Annotated in this window: 13 protein-coding genes; 5 read left to right on the top strand and 8 right to left on the bottom strand. The window is 73.9% G+C overall.

Going from position 1 to position 16023, the window contains the following annotated elements; translation table 11 throughout:
* Positions 1-5: 5 nt before the first annotated feature.
* The 3 genes from ACFU3E_RS12125 to ACFU3E_RS12135 are packed head-to-tail and all read right to left on the bottom strand — an operon-like array spanning position 6 to position 3639.
* Positions 6-1715 carry an L-aspartate oxidase gene (locus ACFU3E_RS12125; protein ID WP_384155345.1) on the bottom strand — a complete coding sequence of 570 codons (1710 nt, stop codon included), beginning with the start codon at positions 1713-1715 and terminating at the stop codon, positions 6-8.
* Positions 1712-2713, bottom strand: coding sequence for a pantoate--beta-alanine ligase (panC, locus tag ACFU3E_RS12130; protein ID WP_384155348.1), 1002 nt, complete (start codon positions 2711-2713; stop codon positions 1712-1714). Before panC ends, ACFU3E_RS12125 begins: the two co-directional genes overlap by 4 nt.
* Positions 2710-3639 carry a Rossmann-like and DUF2520 domain-containing protein gene (locus tag ACFU3E_RS12135; protein ID WP_384155351.1) on the bottom strand — a complete coding sequence of 310 codons (930 nt, stop codon included), beginning with the start codon at positions 3637-3639 and terminating at the stop codon, positions 2710-2712. The genes panC and ACFU3E_RS12135 overlap by 4 nt, the downstream gene beginning before the upstream one ends.
* A 181-nt stretch (positions 3640-3820) precedes the next feature.
* Here ACFU3E_RS12135 and ACFU3E_RS12140 point away from each other — a divergent pair, with 181 nt between their 5' ends.
* Positions 3821-5002, top strand: coding sequence for a threonine aldolase family protein (locus tag ACFU3E_RS12140; RefSeq protein WP_384155354.1), 1182 nt, complete (start codon positions 3821-3823; stop codon positions 5000-5002).
* A 174-nt stretch (positions 5003-5176) separates the two neighbouring features.
* On the opposite strand, the gene ACFU3E_RS12145 is transcribed toward ACFU3E_RS12140, so the two are convergent.
* Positions 5177-5845, bottom strand: coding sequence for a response regulator (locus tag ACFU3E_RS12145; RefSeq protein WP_384155357.1), 669 nt, complete (start codon positions 5843-5845; stop codon positions 5177-5179).
* Between the two features lie 54 nt (positions 5846-5899).
* Entirely contained in the window at positions 5900-7093 is a 1194-nt protein-coding gene (locus tag ACFU3E_RS12150; RefSeq protein ID WP_384155360.1) for a sensor histidine kinase, read from the bottom strand.
* A gap of 118 nt (positions 7094-7211) precedes the next feature.
* Here ACFU3E_RS12150 and ACFU3E_RS12155 point away from each other — a divergent pair, with 118 nt between their 5' ends.
* Positions 7212-8210, top strand: coding sequence for an SAM-dependent methyltransferase (locus ACFU3E_RS12155; RefSeq protein WP_384155363.1), 999 nt, complete (start codon positions 7212-7214; stop codon positions 8208-8210).
* 4 nt (positions 8211-8214) lie between these two features.
* Here the strand turns inward: ACFU3E_RS12155 and ACFU3E_RS12160 are convergent, their stop codons facing one another.
* Positions 8215-9366 carry an NADH-quinone oxidoreductase subunit D gene (locus tag ACFU3E_RS12160; protein ID WP_384155366.1) on the bottom strand — a complete coding sequence of 384 codons (1152 nt, stop codon included), beginning with the start codon at positions 9364-9366 and terminating at the stop codon, positions 8215-8217.
* Between the two features lie 31 nt (positions 9367-9397).
* Between ACFU3E_RS12160 and ACFU3E_RS12165 the strand changes: the two genes are divergently transcribed.
* Entirely contained in the window at positions 9398-9928 is a 531-nt protein-coding gene (locus ACFU3E_RS12165; RefSeq protein ID WP_384155369.1) for a PH domain-containing protein, read from the top strand.
* A complete protein-coding gene (locus ACFU3E_RS12170) occupies positions 9925-11259 on the top strand; it encodes a PH domain-containing protein (RefSeq protein ID WP_384155372.1) in 1335 nt (444 codons plus the stop codon). The genes ACFU3E_RS12165 and ACFU3E_RS12170 overlap by 4 nt, the downstream gene beginning before the upstream one ends.
* 64 nt (positions 11260-11323) lie before the next feature.
* Here the strand turns inward: ACFU3E_RS12170 and ACFU3E_RS12175 are convergent, their stop codons facing one another.
* Together ACFU3E_RS12175 and ACFU3E_RS12180 are read right to left on the bottom strand one after the other, a co-directional pair.
* Positions 11324-12646, bottom strand: a complete 1323-nt coding sequence (locus ACFU3E_RS12175) for a hypothetical protein (protein ID WP_384155374.1) — start codon at positions 12644-12646, stop codon at positions 11324-11326.
* 135 nt (positions 12647-12781) lie between these two features.
* Complete coding sequence (locus tag ACFU3E_RS12180) at positions 12782-13900, bottom strand: alpha/beta hydrolase (protein ID WP_384155377.1); 1119 nt, start codon at positions 13898-13900, stop codon at positions 12782-12784.
* Positions 13901-14133: 233 nt separating this feature from the next.
* Here ACFU3E_RS12180 and ACFU3E_RS12185 point away from each other — a divergent pair, with 233 nt between their 5' ends.
* On the top strand, positions 14134-15969 hold the full coding sequence (locus ACFU3E_RS12185; protein ID WP_384155380.1) for a phosphatidylglycerol lysyltransferase domain-containing protein: 1836 nt from the start codon (positions 14134-14136) through the stop codon (positions 15967-15969).
* Positions 15970-16023: the final 54 nt, after the last annotated feature.

Genomic DNA, 16023 nt, shown 5'->3' on the forward strand with positions numbered 1-16023 from the left:
GTCGGTCACTGCTCCTGGGGGGCCTGGGGCGGGAAAGTCGTAGGGAAGTGTGTGGTGTCCGTGGTGTGCACGGCCAGCGTGCGGTCCGGGTTCAGGCGTACGACGACGTGGCGGCGCCAGGTGGTGTCGTCGCGCTCGGGGCGGTCCTCGCGCCAGTGGCAGCCCCGGGTCTCCTCGCGCAGCAGGGCGGCGGCGACCAGGACGCGGGCCACGCACAGGAGGTTGGTGGCCTCCCAGGTGTCCACGCCGGGCTCGGCCGTCTTGCCGTTCTCGGCGAGGGCCTCCCGGGCGTCGGTGTGCAGACGCTGGAGCTGGTCGGCGGCCTGGGTGAGCGAGCCGGCCGAGCGCAGGACGCCCGCCCCGCTCGTCATGATCCGCTGGATCGTGAAGCGCGCCTCCGGGGTCTGCAGGGGGTGCTCGGGGATCTCCGGGTGCGGGGCCGGCTGGGGCACGCGCGCGGGGAGGCCGGCCGCCGCGATGTCGGCCGCGATGCGCTCGGCGTAGACGAGGCCTTCGAGCAGGGAGTTGGACGCCAGGCGGTTGGCTCCGTGCACGCCGGTGCAGGCGACCTCGCCGCACGCGTACAGGCCGGGCACGGTCGTACGGCCGCGCGAGTCGGTGCGGACGCCGCCGGAGGCGTAGTGGGCGGCCGGGGCGACCGGGACGGGGGTGGTGACCGGGTCGATGCCGTGGGCGCGGCAGGCGGCGAGGATGGTCGGGAAGCGGTGCTCCCACATCGCGGCGCCGAAGTGCCGGGCGTCGAGGAACATGTGCTCGGCGTCCATCTCCTGCATGCGGCGCATGATGCCCTTGGCGACGATGTCGCGGGGGGCGAGTTCGGCGAGTTCGTGCTGTCCGACCATGAAGCGCACGCCGTCGCCGTCGATCAGATGGGCGCCCTCGCCGCGTACGGCCTCGGAGACCAGGGGCTGCTGGCCCTCCGCGTCCGGGCCCAGGAACAGCACGGTCGGGTGGAACTGGACGAACTCCAGGTCGCTGACCTCCGCGCCCGCCCGGAGCGCGAGCGCCACGCCGTCGCCCGTCGACACCGACGGGTTGGTGGTGGCGGAGAAGACCTGGCCCATGCCGCCCGTCGCGAGGACCACCGCGGGGGCGTGCACGGCCCCGACGCCGTCGTGCTGGCCCTCCCCCATGACGTGCAGGGTGACGCCGGCGGTGCGGCCCTCGGCGTCCGTGAGGAGGTCCAGGACGAGCGCGTTCTCGACGGTGCGCATGCCCCGCGCGCGTACCGCGTCGACCAGGGCGCGGGAGATCTCGGCGCCGGTGGCGTCGCCGCCGGCGTGGGCGATGCGGCGGCGGTGGTGGCCGCCCTCGCGGGTGAGTTCCAGTCCGCCCTCGGAGGACTCGTCGAACCGGGCGCCGGTCTCGATGAGGCGGCGTACGGCGTCGGGGCCCTCGGTGACGAGGAGGCGGACCGCGTCCTCGTCGCACAGGCCGGCGCCCGCGACCAGGGTGTCCTCGAGGTGCTGCTCGGGAGTGTCGCCCTCACCGAGGGCCGCGGCGATGCCGCCCTGGGCCCAGCGGGTGGAGCCGTCGTCGAGACGCGCCTTGGTGACGACGACCGTCCGCAGGCCCGCGGCCTCGCAGCGCAGCGCCGCGGTCAGCCCGGCGACGCCGGAGCCGACGACGACCACGTCCGCGGCGATGGACCACCCGGCGGCGGGGGCGTGCAGTCGTATGCCTGTGGTGGTCACGAGGCGGCTCCGAAGCTTCCGAAGGTGAGGGGGACGTTGTCGATCAGCCGGGTCGCCCCGACCCGGGCGGCGACGGCGAGGACCGCGTCGCCGGTGAAGTCGTCCCCGATCTCGGTGAAGTCGGACGGGTCGACCAGGGCGAGGTAGTCCAGCGCGAGCGGCGGGTCGAGGCGGGCGGCCTCGTCGAGTACCTGGCGGGCGGCGGCGCGTACGGCGGCCGGGCCGCCCGGGACGGCCGTCGCCACGGCGTGCGCGTCGGCCGCCGCGCGGGACTCCCCTATGGCGCTGAGCGCCTCGGCACGCGCGCGTGTGGCGGGAACTTCGCGGGCCCGGGCACGCAGCGCCTCCTGCGCGGCATGGCGGTCCTGGCCCGCGAACAGGGCCCCGGACAGGGCGAGGGCGGTGCGCCGCTCCGCGGCCGACAGGTAGCGGTTGCGGCTGGACAGGGCCAGGCCGTCCTCCTCGCGGACGGTGGGCACGCCGACGATCTCCACGCCGAAGTTCAGGTCCCGCACCATGCGGCGGATCAGGGCGAGCTGCTGGGCGTCCTTCTGGCCGTACAGGGCGACATCGGGGCGGGTCAGGTGCAGCAGCTTGGCGACGACGGTGAGCATGCCGTCGAAGTGCCCGGGGCGGGAGGAGCCCTCCAGGCGCTCGCCCATGGGGCCCGCGGTGACGCGGACCTGGGGCTCGCCGCCCGGGTAGACCTCGTCCACGGAGGGCGCGAACACGACATCGGCGCCCGACTGCCCGGCGAGCGCGAGGTCGGCGTCCAGGGTGCGCGGGTAGCGGTCGAGGTCCTCGCCCTGGCCGAACTGGAGCGGGTTGACGAAGACGGTGACGACGACCTCGCCGTCCGAGCCTGCGATGCCGCGCGCGGTGCGGACCAGCGTGGCGTGGCCCTCGTGCAGCGCGCCCATGGTCATCACCACGGCCCGGCGGCCCGCACGCGCGCGTGCGTGCAGTTCCCCGGCGGTGCGCAGCAGGGTGGTGGTCATCGGGCGTCCCCTTCGGTGCCGTCGGTCCCGTGGGCGAGTACCCCGAGGAGGTCCTCGGCGAGTTCCGGCTTCAGCAGGCCGTGGGCCAGGGCCCGGTCGGCGGTCGCGCGGGCCATCGCCAGGTAACCGGCGACGGTCTGCGGGGCGTGCCGGCGCAGCTCGGTGACGTGCGCGGCGACCGTGCCCGCGTCACCGCGCGCGACCGGGCCGGTGAGGGCCGCGTCGCCGGAGCGCAGGGCGTTGTCCAGGGCCGCGCCGAGCAGCGGGCCGAGCATCCGGTCCGGGGCGGCGACGCCGGCCGCGCTCAGCAGCTCCATGGACTGGGCGACCAGCGTGACCAGGTGGTTGGCGCCCAGGGCGAGCGCCGCGTGGTAGAGCGGCCGGTTCTCCTCGGCGATCCACTCCGGCTCGCCGCCCATCTCGATGACGAGGGCCTCGGCGGCCATGCGCAGCTCCTCGGGGGCGGTGACGCCGAAGGAGCAGCCGGCCAGCCGCTGGACGTCCACGGGCGTGCCCGTGAAGGTCATCGCGGGGTGCAGGGCGAGCGGCAGGGCGCCCGCGCGCAGGGCGGGGTCGAGGACCCGGGCGCCGTAGCGCCCCGAGGTGTGGACGAGGAGCTGCCCGGGTCGTACGGACCCGGTGTCGGCGAGGCCGGTGACCAGGTCGGGCAGGGCGTCGTCGGGAACGGTCAGCAGCACCAGGTCGGCCCGCTGGAGGACCTCGGCGGGCGGCATCACGGGCACGTCGGGCAGCAGTTGCCCGGCGCGGCGCCGGGAGGCGTCCGAGACGGCGGAGACGGCGACCGGGCGGTGCCCGGCGAGCTGCAGGGACGCCGCCAGCGCGGGACCCACGCGGCCGGCGCCGACGACGCCGACGGTGAGCCGCGCGGGACGGTCCTTGGGGTCTGGCTGTGGGGTTGTGTTCACTCGACGGCGGCCTTCCCGTTCCAGTCCGCTCCGGGTACCGGACGATTTCTCGTCATGTTAACGCGATCGGTTCGAGGGGCGTTCGGTTGTCCACAGGCTGTGCACACCCCTGCGGCGTTCCCGGAACGGCGCAGGGAAATGCGGATGCCCGGTCCCCCGCGCGCGGGAGAGGATCCGGAGCATGACCGATACGGCGGAACGCGACGATCAGGTGACGGACGAGGACCCGGGCGCACGGCTGCGGGAGCGGCGGCTGGCCGCCCATCGCACGGCACGGCGGGTGTTCGCGCGCTTCGGCTTCCACATGACCCTCCGGGAGCGCCTGGCGGTGCTGGAGGAGGCGGAGGGCGTCCACGACCTGGACGAGTTGTCCGACATCTACGGCGGCGGTGTCGTCGAGGCGCTGGAGACGAAGGTGGCCGGGCTGCTCGGCACCGAGGCCGCCGTGTTCTTCCCGACGGGCACGATGGCCCAGCAGGTGGCCCTGCGCTGCTGGGCGGGCCGCACCGGGAACCCGACCGTCGCCCTGCACGCGCTCAGCCATCCCGAGGTGCACGAGCGGAACGCGTTCAGCGAGGTCGGGGGCCTTCGCCCGGTGCGGCTCACCGAGGAGCCGCGGCTGCCGACCGCCGCCGAGGTGCGCGACTTCGAGGAGCCCTTCGGGGCGCTGATGCTGGAACTGCCCCTCAGGGACGTCGGTTTCGTGCTGCCCGCCTGGGAGGAGCTCACCGCGGTCGTTCAGGCCGCGCGGGACCGGGACGCGGTGGTGCACTTCGACGGGGCCCGCCTCTGGGAGTCGACCGTCCACTTCGGCCGGCCCCTGGAGGAGATCGCGGGTCTGGCCGACAGCGTCTACGTGTCGTTCTACAAGTCCCTGGAGGCGTTCGGCGGCGCGGCGCTGGCGGGTCCGAGGGAGCTCGTCGAGGAGGCGAGGACCTGGCGGCACCGGTACGGCGGGATGGTCTTCCAGCAGTTCCCCACGGCCCTGTCGGCGCTGGTCGGGCTGGAGCGGCAGCTGCCCCGGCTGCCGGAGTACGTGGCCCACGCGCGCGTGGTGGCCGCCGCCCTGCGTGAGGGGTTCGCGGCGGCCGGGGTGCCGTGGGCGCGCGTGCACCCGGAGGTGCCGCACACCCACGACTTCCAGGTGTGGCTGCCGTACGAGCCGGACGTCCTCGCGGAGGCGGCGGTGCGGACGGTGGAGGAGACGGGGGCCGTGCTGTTCGGCAGTGCCTGGGACCGGGGCGGGCCGGGGCTCGCGCGCACGGAGGTGCATGTGCGGGCCGCCGGGCTGGAGTGGACCGCCGAGGACGTGAAGGCGGCGGTGGCGGAGTTCGTGGCCCGGCTGCCGGAGCAGCTCAGGTAGGGCGCCGCCGCCACCGGTTCAGGGCGTCCCGGAGCCGGGGGGCGGACCGGACGGCCGGCGAGGACCGCGCGGAACCGCCGTTCGTCGCGCCACTCCCGTACGACCCGCCGGTCGTGCGTGCCCGACGCGGGCGGGGCGGGCTCGCCGAGGGACCCGGGCGCGGCCGGGTGCGGGTCAGCCGTGCCCGCCGGCCCGCACCAGCCCCGTCTCGTAGGCCAGTACCACGACCTGCACCCGGTCCCTGAGCCCCAGCTTGGTCAGGATGCGGCCCACGTGCGTCTTCACGGTCGCCTCCGACAGCACCAGCCGGGCCGCGATCTCACCGTTGGACAGGCCCTGCGCGACCAGCACCATCACCTCGCGCTCGCGGTCGGTGAGCCGCTCCAGCTCCTTGTGCCGGGGTTGCTCGGTGCCCGGCAGCATCGGCGCGAAGCGGTCCAGGAGCCGCCGGGTGGTGGTGGGCGCCACGACCGCGTCGCCGCTGTGCACGGCCCTGATCGCGGCCAGGAGATCGGCCGGCGGCACGTCCTTGAGCATGAAGCCGGAGGCGCCCGCCTTCAGCCCGGAGAAGGCGTACTCGTCGAGGTCGAAGGTGGTCAGGATGAGCACCTTCGGCGGGTCGGTGTCCGCGCAGATCCGGCGGGTCGTCTCCACCCCGTCGAGCTTCGGCATGCGGACGTCCATCAGCACCACGTCGACCTCGGTCGTCCGCAGTTCCCGGAGGGCCTCGACGCCGTCGCCCGCCTCGGCCACGACCTCCATGTCCGGCTGGGCGGCGAGCACCATCCGGAACCCGGTGCGCAGCAGCACCTGGTCGTCGACGAGCATCACGCGGATCGTCATCGGGCCTCTTCCCTATCGGGGTCGTTACAGGTGTCAGTGGGGCGTGTGCCAGCGTCAGTGCGCGGGCTTGAGCGGCAGCAGGGCACTGATGCGGAAGCCTCCACCCGGGCGCGGGCCCGCGTCCAGGGTGCCGCCGACCATACCGACCCGCTCGCGCATGCCGATCAGACCGTGGCCCTGGCCGTCGAACCCGCCCTCCTCGTACAGCTCGTGCGGGGCGCCCTTGCCGTCGTCCTCGACGAGCAGGCCGAGGCCGTCGTCGAAGTAGACCAGGCGGACGCTCGCACCCACGTTGGGGCCGCCGTGCTTGCGGGTGTTGGTGAGCGCCTCCTGCACGATGCGGTAGGCGGTGAGCTCGACGCCGCTGGGCAGCGGGCGGGGCGTGCCCTCGACCTTGAAGTCGACGGGCAGCCCGGAACCGCGGCACTGCTCGACGAGGTCCTCGATCTGCCGCACGTCGGGCTGCGGCACGTACTCTCCGGCCTCCTGGTGCTCGCCGGTGCGCAGCACGCCGAGCAGGCGGCGCATCTCGGCGAGGGCCTGGCGGCCGGTGGAGGAGATGGTCTCCAGGGCCTTCCTCGCCTGGTCCGGCGCGGCGTCGAGGACGTAGGCGGCGCCGTCGGCCTGGACCACCATCACCGAGACGTTGTGCGCGACGACGTCGTGCAACTCGCGGGCGATCCGGGCCCGTTCGGCGGCTACGGCGACCTTGGACTGCGCCTCGCGCTCCTTCTCCAGGCGGGCGGCCCGCTCCTCCAGCTGCGCGAAGTAGGCCCGCCGGGTGCGGATGGAGTCGCCGAGCACCCAGGCGAGGGCGAAGGGGACGGTCTGGAGGACGGCCAGGGCGATGTCGCCGGCCACGCCCGTCTGCTCGTTCGACCAGCGCAGCTGCGCCAGGGGGGCCGCGCACAGGCCGGCGATCAGTGCGAAGCGGGAGGCCCAGCGGGCGCCTTCCGCCGCGACCGTGTAGACGATCACGAGCATGGCGAAGTCGGCGGGCAGGATCGCGACATCGGTGACCAGTTGCGCCACGCCGACCGCGGCCGCGAGCAGCAGCATCTTCTCCGGCATCCGGCGCCGCAGCGCGACCACGAGGCTCAGCAGCAGCGTGATCGGAATGACGGCGGCCCACGGGCCGATCTGCTCGCCCGCCGCTCCGCCCAGTACCGAAATCCCGAGGAGGACGACGGCCCAGGTGCCGTCGACCCACATCGGGTGCCTGCGGAGAAAGTCATAGAGGCGCTGCACGTAACCCAGCGTAGGGAAGCGGGATAGGTGCAGGGGTCAACCGGAGGGCCGATCCGTACCGGGCGCGCATACTCCGCAAGGTGGAGTTGCGTACGTTGCGTGCGCTTAGCCTGGGCCGGTGACTGCGGGAACCAGGGACCAGTGGCGCGGGTGGCGCGCGGCGGCGCAGGACGCGCTGTACGCGCCGGACGGCTTCTACCGGCGGGCCGGGGCCGAGGGGCCGGCCGGGCACTTCCGCACCTCCGTGCACGCGTCGCCGCTGTTCGCCGGGGCCGTGGCGCTGCTGCTGTGCCGGGTCGACGAGGCGCTGGGGCGGCCCGAGGTCCTCGACTTCGTCGACATGGCCGCCGGGCGGGGCGAGCTGACGGGCGGGGTGCTCGCCGCACTCCCCGCCGACGTGGCGGCCCGCACGCGCGCGTACGCCGTGGAGATCGCCGAGCGGCCCGCCGGTCTCGATCACCGGATCGAGTGGCTGGCCGGGCCGCCGGAGGGGACGACCGGGCTGCTGTTCGCCAACGAATGGCTGGACAACGTCCCCGTGGACGTCGCGGAGGTGGACTCCGCGGGCGTCGCGCGGCGGGTGCTGGTCCGGGAGGACGGGACCGAGCGGCTCGGGGAGCCGGTGGACGGGGCGCGGGCGCGGTGGCTGGAGCGTTGGTGGCCGCTGCCCGGCGAGGAGGGGCTGCGGGCCGAGATCGGCCTGCCCCGGGACGAGGCCTGGGCCGCGGCGGCCGCGACGCTCCGGCGGGGGCTCGCCGTCGCCGTGGACTACGGGCACACGGCGGGCACCCGGCCGCCGTTCGGGACGCTCACCGGGTTCCGGGAAGGCCGCGAGACCACACCGGTGCCGGACGGCTCCTGCGACATCACCGCCCATGTGGCCCTGGACGCGTGCGCGCTGCCCGGCGGGCACGTGCTTCCCCAGCGCGAGGCGCTGCGCGCCCTGGGCGTGACCGGCGCACGGCCCCCGCTCACGCTGGCCTCCACCGACCCCGCCGCGTACGTACGCGGCCTCGCGAGCGCCGGGGAGGCCGCCGAGCTCACCGCGGCGGGCGGGCTGGGCGACTTCGGGTGGCTGGTCCAGCCGGTCGGGATCCCGGACCCGTTCCGCGCCTGAGCCCCTACTTGTCGATGTCCCCGACCACGAAGAACATCGACCCCAGGATCGCCACCATGTCCGCGACCAGCGTCCCCGGCAGCAGCTCGGTCAGCGCCTGGATGTTGTTGTACGACGCCGAGCGCAGCTTCAGCCGGTACGGGGTCTTCTCGCCCTTGCTGACCAGGTAGTAGCCGTTGATCCCGAGGGGGTTCTCGGTCCACGCGTACGTGTGGCCCTCGGGTGCCTTGAGGACCTTCGGGAGCCGCTGGTTGACCGGCCCGGGCGGCAGCTCGGCGAGCCGGTCGAGGCAGGCGTCGGCCAGGTCGAGCGCGTTGTTCGTCTGCTCCAGGAGGCACTCGAAGCGGGCGAGGCAGTCGCCCTCCTGCCGGGTGACGACCTTCAGGACGTCGCCCAGCTCGCCGTAGGCGAGGTACGGCTCGTCCCGGCGCAGGTCGAAGTCGACGCCCGAGGCGCGGCCGATCGGCCCGCTGACCCCGTAGGCGTGCACGGCCTCGGCGGTGAGGGTGCCGACGCCCCGGGTGCGGCCCCGGAAGATCTCGTTGCCGAGCACCAGGTCGTCGAAGCGGTCCATGCGGGAGCGGACGTCGGCGACGGCGGCACGCGCGCGCGTGGTCCACCCGGCCGGCAGGTCCTCCTTGAGGCCGCCCACCCGGTTGAACATGTAGTGCATCCGCCCGCCGGAGACCTCCTCCATGACGTGCTGGAGCTCCTCGCGCTCCCGGAAGGAGTAGAAGATCGGGGTGATCCCGCCGAGCTCCAGCGGGTACGAGCCGAGGAACATGAGGTGGTTGAGCACCCGGTTCAGCTCGGCGAGCAGCGTGCGCAGCCAGACCGCGCGCTCCGGGACCTCCATGCCGAGCATTCGCTCCACGGCGAGGACCACGCCCAGCTCGTTGGAGAACGCCGACAGCCAGTCGTGGCGGTTGGCGAGCATGATGATCTGGCGGTAGTCGCGCGCCTCGAACAGCTTCTCCGCGCCGCGGTGCATGTAGCCGATCACCGGCTCCGCGTGGCTGATGCGCTCGCCGTCCAGGACGAGCTTCAGCCGCAGCACGCCATGGGTGGACGGGTGCTGCGGCCCGATGTTGAGCACCATGTCGGTGCTCTCCGCGGCGCCGCCGATTCCGACCATGGTCTCCGTCGTAGGAGTCATGGACACAGTCTCTCCTACGTACCCTGGCCCCATGGATACGGGGAGTCCGCACGAGGCGGGGCCGGACGGGCCGCAGGGCACGATCGAGGCCGTGGAGCACGAGCCGGTGTGGATCGCGCTGCCGCCCGGTCTGCTGAAGATGCGCCGGCTGCTGCTGGTGGTGTGGCTCGGGCTGATCGCCCTGGCCGCCGGGCTGCTGCCGGGCCTGCTGGCCGGGCCCGCCTGGGCCGCCTTCGCGCTGCCGCCGCTGGCGCTGATGGCCTGGGGCTGGGTGATGACCGAGCGCAACTGGCGGTCCTGGCGGTACGCCGAGCGCGCCGACGACCTGCTGATCAGCCGTGGCGTGCTGTGGCGCGAGGAGACGGTCGTGCCGTACGGGCGGATGCAGCTGGTCGAGGTCACCTCCGGGCCCGTCGAGCGGCACTTCGGGCTGGCCAGCGTGCAGCTGCACACGGCCGCCGCGGCGACCGACGCGACCATCCCCGGCCTGGACCCGGCCGAGGCGGAACGGCTGCGGGACCGGCTCACCGAGCTGGGCGAAGCCCGGTCGGCGGGGCTGTGACGGCGCCCGGGGCAGCCGAGGCCTCAGAGGCCGCCGCCGAGGTCACCGAGCGGCGGCTGCACCCCGTCACCCCGCTGCGCCGCGCCTGGGCACCGGTCGCCGTGCTCATCGGCTGGGCCGTGCACGACCCCGACGGGGCGCAGCGCCATCTGACCCGGCTGACGACGACCACGCTGCTGATCGGCCTCGCCGTGCTCGTCCCGGCCGCCGCTCTCTACGGCTTCTGCTCCTGGTGGTTCACTCACTTCGCGGTGACCGGGACCGAACTGCGCATCCGTACCGGACTGGTCTTCCGGCGCACCGCGCACATCCGGCTGGAGCGGATCCAGGCCATCGACGTCACCCAGCCGCTGCTGGCCCGGGTGGCAGGTGTCGCCAAGCTCAAACTCGACGTCATAGGCACCGACAAGAAGGACGAACTGGCCTTCCTCGGCGCGGACGAGGCACGGACCCTGCGGGCCGAACTGCTCGCCCGGGCGGCCGGTTTCGCACCCGAGACCGCGCACGAGGTCGGCGAGGCCCCGTCCCGGCAGCTGCTGCGGGTGCCGCCGGGCGTCCTCGCACTGTCACTGGTGCTGACGGGCGCGACCTGGGTGTCGCTGGCCGCGGCGCTCGTCGTCCCGCCGGTGCTGTGGCTGCTCACCCACAGCCTGTGGACGGTCCTCGCGGTCGCCCTGCCGCTGCTGGGCGCGGCGGGTGCGAGCAGCGTCGGCCGGTTCGTCACCGAGTACGACTGGACGGTGGGCGAGTCGCCCGACGGGCTGCGCATCGACCACGGGCTGCTGGACCGGGCACACGAGACGGTGCCGCCGGGACGCGTCCAGACCGTGCGGATCGTCGAACCGCTGCTGTGGCGGCGGCGCGGCTGGGTGCGCGTGGAACTGGACGTGGCGGGCTCGTCCAACTCCGTGCTGGTGCCGGTCGCTCCGCGCGAGATCGCCGAGGACGTCGTCGCCCGGGTGCTGCCCGGGGTGAGCGTGCCGGAGCCCGCGGCCCTGTCGCCGGCGCCGCGCAGCGCCCGCTGGTGCGTGCCGCTGTGGTGGCGCGGGTACGGACTCGCCGTCACGGACACGGTGTTCGCGGCCCGGTCGGGGCTGCTGCGGCGGAGCCTGGCGCTGGTGCCGCACGCCAAGGTGCAGAGCGTACGGATGACGCAGGGGCCGTGGGAGCGGGCCCGGGGCGTCGCCGACGTGTGTGTGGACACGGGGGCGAACAAGACGGTGCGGGCCCGGCTGCGGGAGGCCGGTGAGGCGCGCGCGTTGCTGGCGGCACAGGCGGAGCGGTCCCGGACGGGGCGGCGGGACGCGCGGCCGGACCGCTGGATGGCATGACCTGACCATCCGAAAGCCGAGGGCCCCCCGGCCGTAGCCGAGGGGCCCTCCGTCCGGCCAGGCCTCAGGACACCGCGCTCCGCAGCCCCTGTACGTCGATCTGCTCCGTCTCGTCGTGCGCCGTCAGGTCGATGACCTGACCGATGCCGCGCGACTCCTCGTCGGCCGGCTTGTAGCGGGCCTCGGTCTCGGCCTTGTGCAGGGCGAGCGCCTCCTGGCCGACGACATCGGCGAGGTCCTCGTTCTGCACGGCCTCCAGGGCGGCGTGCGACGTGCCGGCCTTCGTGCCGAAGAAGTCGAACCCGCCCTCGGCCAGCGGACGCCGCACCGGTGCCTGCGGCGCGACGGCCACGGCGGTCGGCACGGTGTAGTGACCGGCGAGCCGGCCTGCGGGCTGCTCGGGCCGGGCCGCCCGCCCGGACCGCACGGCCTCCGGCAGTTGCCCGGTCCCAGCGGCCGGTACCGCGTTCTCAGCGGGCGCTGCGGAGTCCTCGCCGGCCGCCCCCGAGGCCTCAGCGGCCGCTACGGGGCCCTCGCCCGGCGCCCTCGACGCCTCAGCGGCCCCCACGGACGTCTCGGCGGTCGCGCGCTCGTGCCCGTCGGCCGCCTCGGACGGCCCCTGCGGCTCGTCCTCCCGCACCTGCTCCCGCGGTTCGGCTTGCTCCTGCTTCGGCTCCTGCGCGGGCTCCGCGTCCTCGCTCTTCGGTACGCCGTCACCGTCACCGCCACCGTCCGGGTCCGGGACCGTCTCACCGTCGAACCGGGCGAGTGCCGCCGCGGCCCGCAGGAACAGCCGGGAACCCTCGGGCGAGAACACGGCGGGAACCGCGGCCTCCTCCTCGGCGGTGAGAGCGGCAGGCGTCCCGTCCGGCTCCGTCGAAGCGTCCGCGGTGTCCGACGCCCCCGCCGGCAGCGCGGCCCGAACCGGAACCGTCGCTTCTATCTCGAGCACCCGGCGTTCCTCCAGGACGCTCGCGCGCTCGGCCTCCGCCGTGGCGTACCGGCGCAGCAGCGCGGCGTGCTCGTTGCGCAGCCCGGCCAGTTCCGTGCGCTTGGCGCGCAGCCGCTGCTCCAGCTTCACGCGCAGCTCGCGGGACTCCTCGAGGTCGGCCTCCAGCTCGGCGACCCGCTCCTCGAAGCGCCACTCGTCGCTCGCACGCGCGCGCGTGAGGTCGGCGACGCGCTTGCCCGCCTGGGTGTCCCAACGGCGCAGCACGACCGCGCCGATGACCGCCGTCGCCGCGGCGGCCGCGGCCAGACCGCGGAGCACCATCGGCTCCGTGAACACCCAGGGCCCCAGGGCGCAGACGAGGGAGACGCCTGCGATCGCCGACGGGGGGAGCATCCTGTGCAGGGGCGGGGAATGGCGGTGACGTCCACGTGGCATGGCCAGAAACTTACCGCGCGTAGGCGAATCATGGTGAGCCACCCCGCAAAAACAAAGCCACACCGAAACGTTCACACCGCATCAGAACTCGGGAAGAACCGGAATCGGCCGCCCGCCCAATTCCCAAGATCGTTTTCAGTGCCCGCCCAGCCGCCCGCTCATCCACTCCAGCGCCGCCGGAATCTCGCGCCGCCAGGTGTTGAAGTTGTGCCCCCCGCTTTCGAGGATGATCGACGAGATCCGTGTCCGCCCGGTGTCCTTCACCCGCTCGATGAACTCCAGCGTGTCCCGGTAGTTGGTCTCGCCCAGCTTGCTGCTGCTGACCAGCAGGGACGTATCGGGAGCGGGCATGTGCGCGAGATACCACCACAGGTCCGCGCGATTCCGCAGCGCCTTGTCGCCCTGGAAGAGATCGCCTGTCGTGGCGTCGGCCGGCGCCTTGTAGTACGCGGACAAGCCCGCCCCGGCCGCGTACACACCGGGATGGTGCAGGGCGATCTTCAACGCGCAGTAGCCGCCCGTGGAGTTGCCGATGATGCCCAGACCGCCCGGCTTTTCGGCCACTCTGTAGTGCGTGCGCAACGCGTCGGGGAGATCCTTCGCGAAGAACGACTCGGTCTGCGGACCGCCCGGGATGTCGACGCACTCCGTGTCCCGGGGCGGCGCCACCGTGGGCCGCAGCATCACGAGGATCATCGGCTCCGCCCGGCCCGCCCGGGCCAGTTCCAGGGCCGTACGCGGATAGTGGAGCTTCTCCACCAGCGCCGACGCCGTACCCGGGTAACCCGTCAGCACGACGGCCGTCGGGAACCTGTGGGTGCGGTACCGCGGCTGGAAGTACTCCGGCGGCAGATAGACGTACGCGGGCGTGGCGATGTCCGTCGTGCGGCCCACGATGTCGACCTGCTGGACCCGGCCGCCGGCCCGGGGCAGCGCACCGCCCGCCCCCGGCACCCGGCGCGAGCCGACCACCTCCAGCGGACCGCCGCCCGGCGCGTGGTCGACGACCACGCCCTGGTCCTTCTCCTGCCCGAACAGGTCCGCCCAGCTCGCGTAGAAGCCGAAGGCCTGGTTGGCGGCCAGGCCCACCGCTGCGAACAGCGCCAGCTGAGTGCCCAGCAGCAGGCCGATACGCCCGGCCACGGCAGGCCAACTGCGCCGGGCCATCCGTGGCCACAGCCAGACCGTGCCGGCGAACAGCAGCACGGCCGACAGCACCGCCAGCACCAGCATCTTGTTGCTCGTCAGACCCATGGGTTGGTTACCTGTCCGCGCTCTCCGTCCGGGCCCGCCCCGCGATCACACCTTCGCAAGGGCTTGTCCCGGACTTTCCTTGGCCTTTGAAACGGCTTTGACGTGGGGAGTGAACCTCTCCCCCCGAGACACCGTCCTAGAGGGCGCAATGTCGCCGGATGCCCGAATCGGCACCGGATCCAAGGTCTCTCGCAGAACTACGGGATGCGATGTCTGTCAGGACAGATGAGGAAATGTCGGGCGAGGTTCCGCGTCACAGCAGCGGCGCGGCCCGTCCGGGCCGGGTGAGCCGGATACTGCGCGGGCCACGCCCCGAGGCCGTCCCCGTCCTCGTCGGCAGAGCCTGCGCCCTGGTGGGCGTCCTGGACATCGCCGCGGGCGTCTTCCCCCGCTTCCGGCACAGCCGCATGCACGCCATCGCCGAGGTCCTGCCCGGCGCGCTCGGCCCGTTCGCGGCCGCCCTGTCCCTCAGCACCGGCGTGCTGTTGCTGCTGCTCGCCCACGGCCTCAAGCGCGGCAAGCGCCGGGCCTGGCGGGCGGCGGTGGCACTCCTGCCGGCCGGTGCCGTCGCTCAGTTCACCTACCGGCACTCGCTGGTGGGCGTGCTGATCTCCCTGGCGCTGCTGGCTCCCCTGCTGCGCCACCGCGACCAGTTCAACGCCCTGCCCGACCCTCGCAGCCGCTGGCGGGCCCTGGCCAACTTCGTGCTCATGAGCGCCGGTTCGCTCCTGCTCGGGCTGCTCATCGTCAGCGTCCACGGCGAGCGCATCGTCGGCGACCCCAGCCTCGCCGACCGCATCACCCACGTCATCTACGGGCTGTTCGGCTTCGAGGGCCCGGTCGCCTACCAGGGCAACACCTCCTGGACCGTCGCCTTCTCACTCGGCGCCCTCGGCCTGCTCACCGCGGTCACCACCATCTACCTGGCCTTCCGCCCCGAACATCCGGCCGCTCGGCTCACCGAGGAGGACGAGGCCCGGCTGCGCGCCCTGCTGGACCAGCACGGCGGCCGCGACTCCCTCGGCCACTTCGCGCTGCGCCGCGACAAGGCCGTCGTCTTCTCGCCCAGCGGCAAGGCGGCGGTGACCTACCGCGTGGTCTCCGGCGTGATGCTCGCCAGCGGCGACCCGATCGGCGACGTCGAGGCCTGGCCCGGCGCCATCGAACGGTTCATGGACGAGGCCAAGGCCCACTCCTGGACCCCCGCCGTGATGGGCTGCTCCGAGACCGGCGGCGAGGTGTGGACCCGCGAGACCGGGCTCGACGCCCTCGAACTGGGCGACGAGGCGGTGGTGGACGTCGCGGATTTCTCCCTCGCCGGCCGTGCGATGCGCAACGTGCGCCAGATGGTCAAGCGCATCGAGCGCGCCGGTTACGAAACCCGGGTACGACGTGTCCGTGACGTCGGCGAAGCCGAACTGGAGCGCATCCGGCAGGCCGCCGACGACTGGCGCGGCACCGACACCGAGCGCGGCTTCTCCATGGCACTGGGCCGCGTCGGCGACCCTGCCGACGGCGACTGCCTCATCGCCACCGCCCACAAACAGGACGAGCACCCGGGCCCCTACGGCGACCTGAAGGCGATCCTGCACTTCGTGCCCTGGGGCACCGACGGCGTCTCCCTGGACCTGATGCGCCGCGACCGCTCGGCCGACCCGGGCATGAACGAACTGCTCATCGTGGCCGCCCTCCAGGCCGCCCCCAAGCTCGGTATCGCGCGGGTCTCCCTCAACTTCGCCATGTTCCGCGCGGCACTGGCCCGCGGCGAGAAGATCGGCGCCGGACCGGTGCTGCGCGCCTGGCGCGGACTGCTGGTCTTCCTCTCCCGCTGGTTCCAGATCGAGTCGCTGTACAAGTTCAACGCCAAGTTCCGGCCGCGCTGGGAGCCGCGCTTCGTCGTCTACCGCGCCTCCGCCGACCTGCCCCGCATCGGCTTCGCCGCCATGCAGGCCGAGGGCTTCGTCACCCTCGCCCCGCCCCTGCCGCGCTTCCTGCGCCGACGGCGCCCGGCCGCCCACCACCCGTGCGCCCACGGCACCACCGTGGAACGGGACGTCCGGGCGGCCTGACCGGGCCGCTCCCACGGGGCCGTCGCCCGGGCCGCAGCGCCTGACGGCCCCCGC

It is taken from the genome of Streptomyces sp. NPDC057424 (genome assembly GCF_042803315.1).
Taxonomy (GTDB): domain Bacteria; phylum Actinomycetota; class Actinomycetes; order Streptomycetales; family Streptomycetaceae; genus Streptomyces.

Bases quoted from the DNA above. Each gene is read 5' to 3' on its own strand.
- ACFU3E_RS12165 (WP_384155369.1), top strand. From the start codon at position 9,398: ATGGATACGGGGAGTCCGCACGAGGCGGGGCCGGACGGGCCGCAGGGC.
- ACFU3E_RS12180 (WP_384155377.1), bottom strand. From the start codon at position 13,900: ATGGGTCTGACGAGCAACAAGATGCTGGTGCTGGCGGTGCTGTCGGCC.
- ACFU3E_RS12140 (WP_384155354.1), top strand. From the start codon at position 3,821: ATGACCGATACGGCGGAACGCGACGATCAGGTGACGGACGAGGACCCG.
- ACFU3E_RS12160 (WP_384155366.1), bottom strand. From the start codon at position 9,366: ATGACTCCTACGACGGAGACCATGGTCGGAATCGGCGGCGCCGCGGAG.
- ACFU3E_RS12145 (WP_384155357.1), bottom strand. From the start codon at position 5,845: ATGACGATCCGCGTGATGCTCGTCGACGACCAGGTGCTGCTGCGCACC.
- ACFU3E_RS12185 (WP_384155380.1), top strand. From the start codon at position 14,134: ATGTCGGGCGAGGTTCCGCGTCACAGCAGCGGCGCGGCCCGTCCGGGC.
- ACFU3E_RS12175 (WP_384155374.1), bottom strand. From the start codon at position 12,646: ATGCCACGTGGACGTCACCGCCATTCCCCGCCCCTGCACAGGATGCTC.
- panC (WP_384155348.1), bottom strand. From the start codon at position 2,713: ATGACCACCACCCTGCTGCGCACCGCCGGGGAACTGCACGCACGCGCG.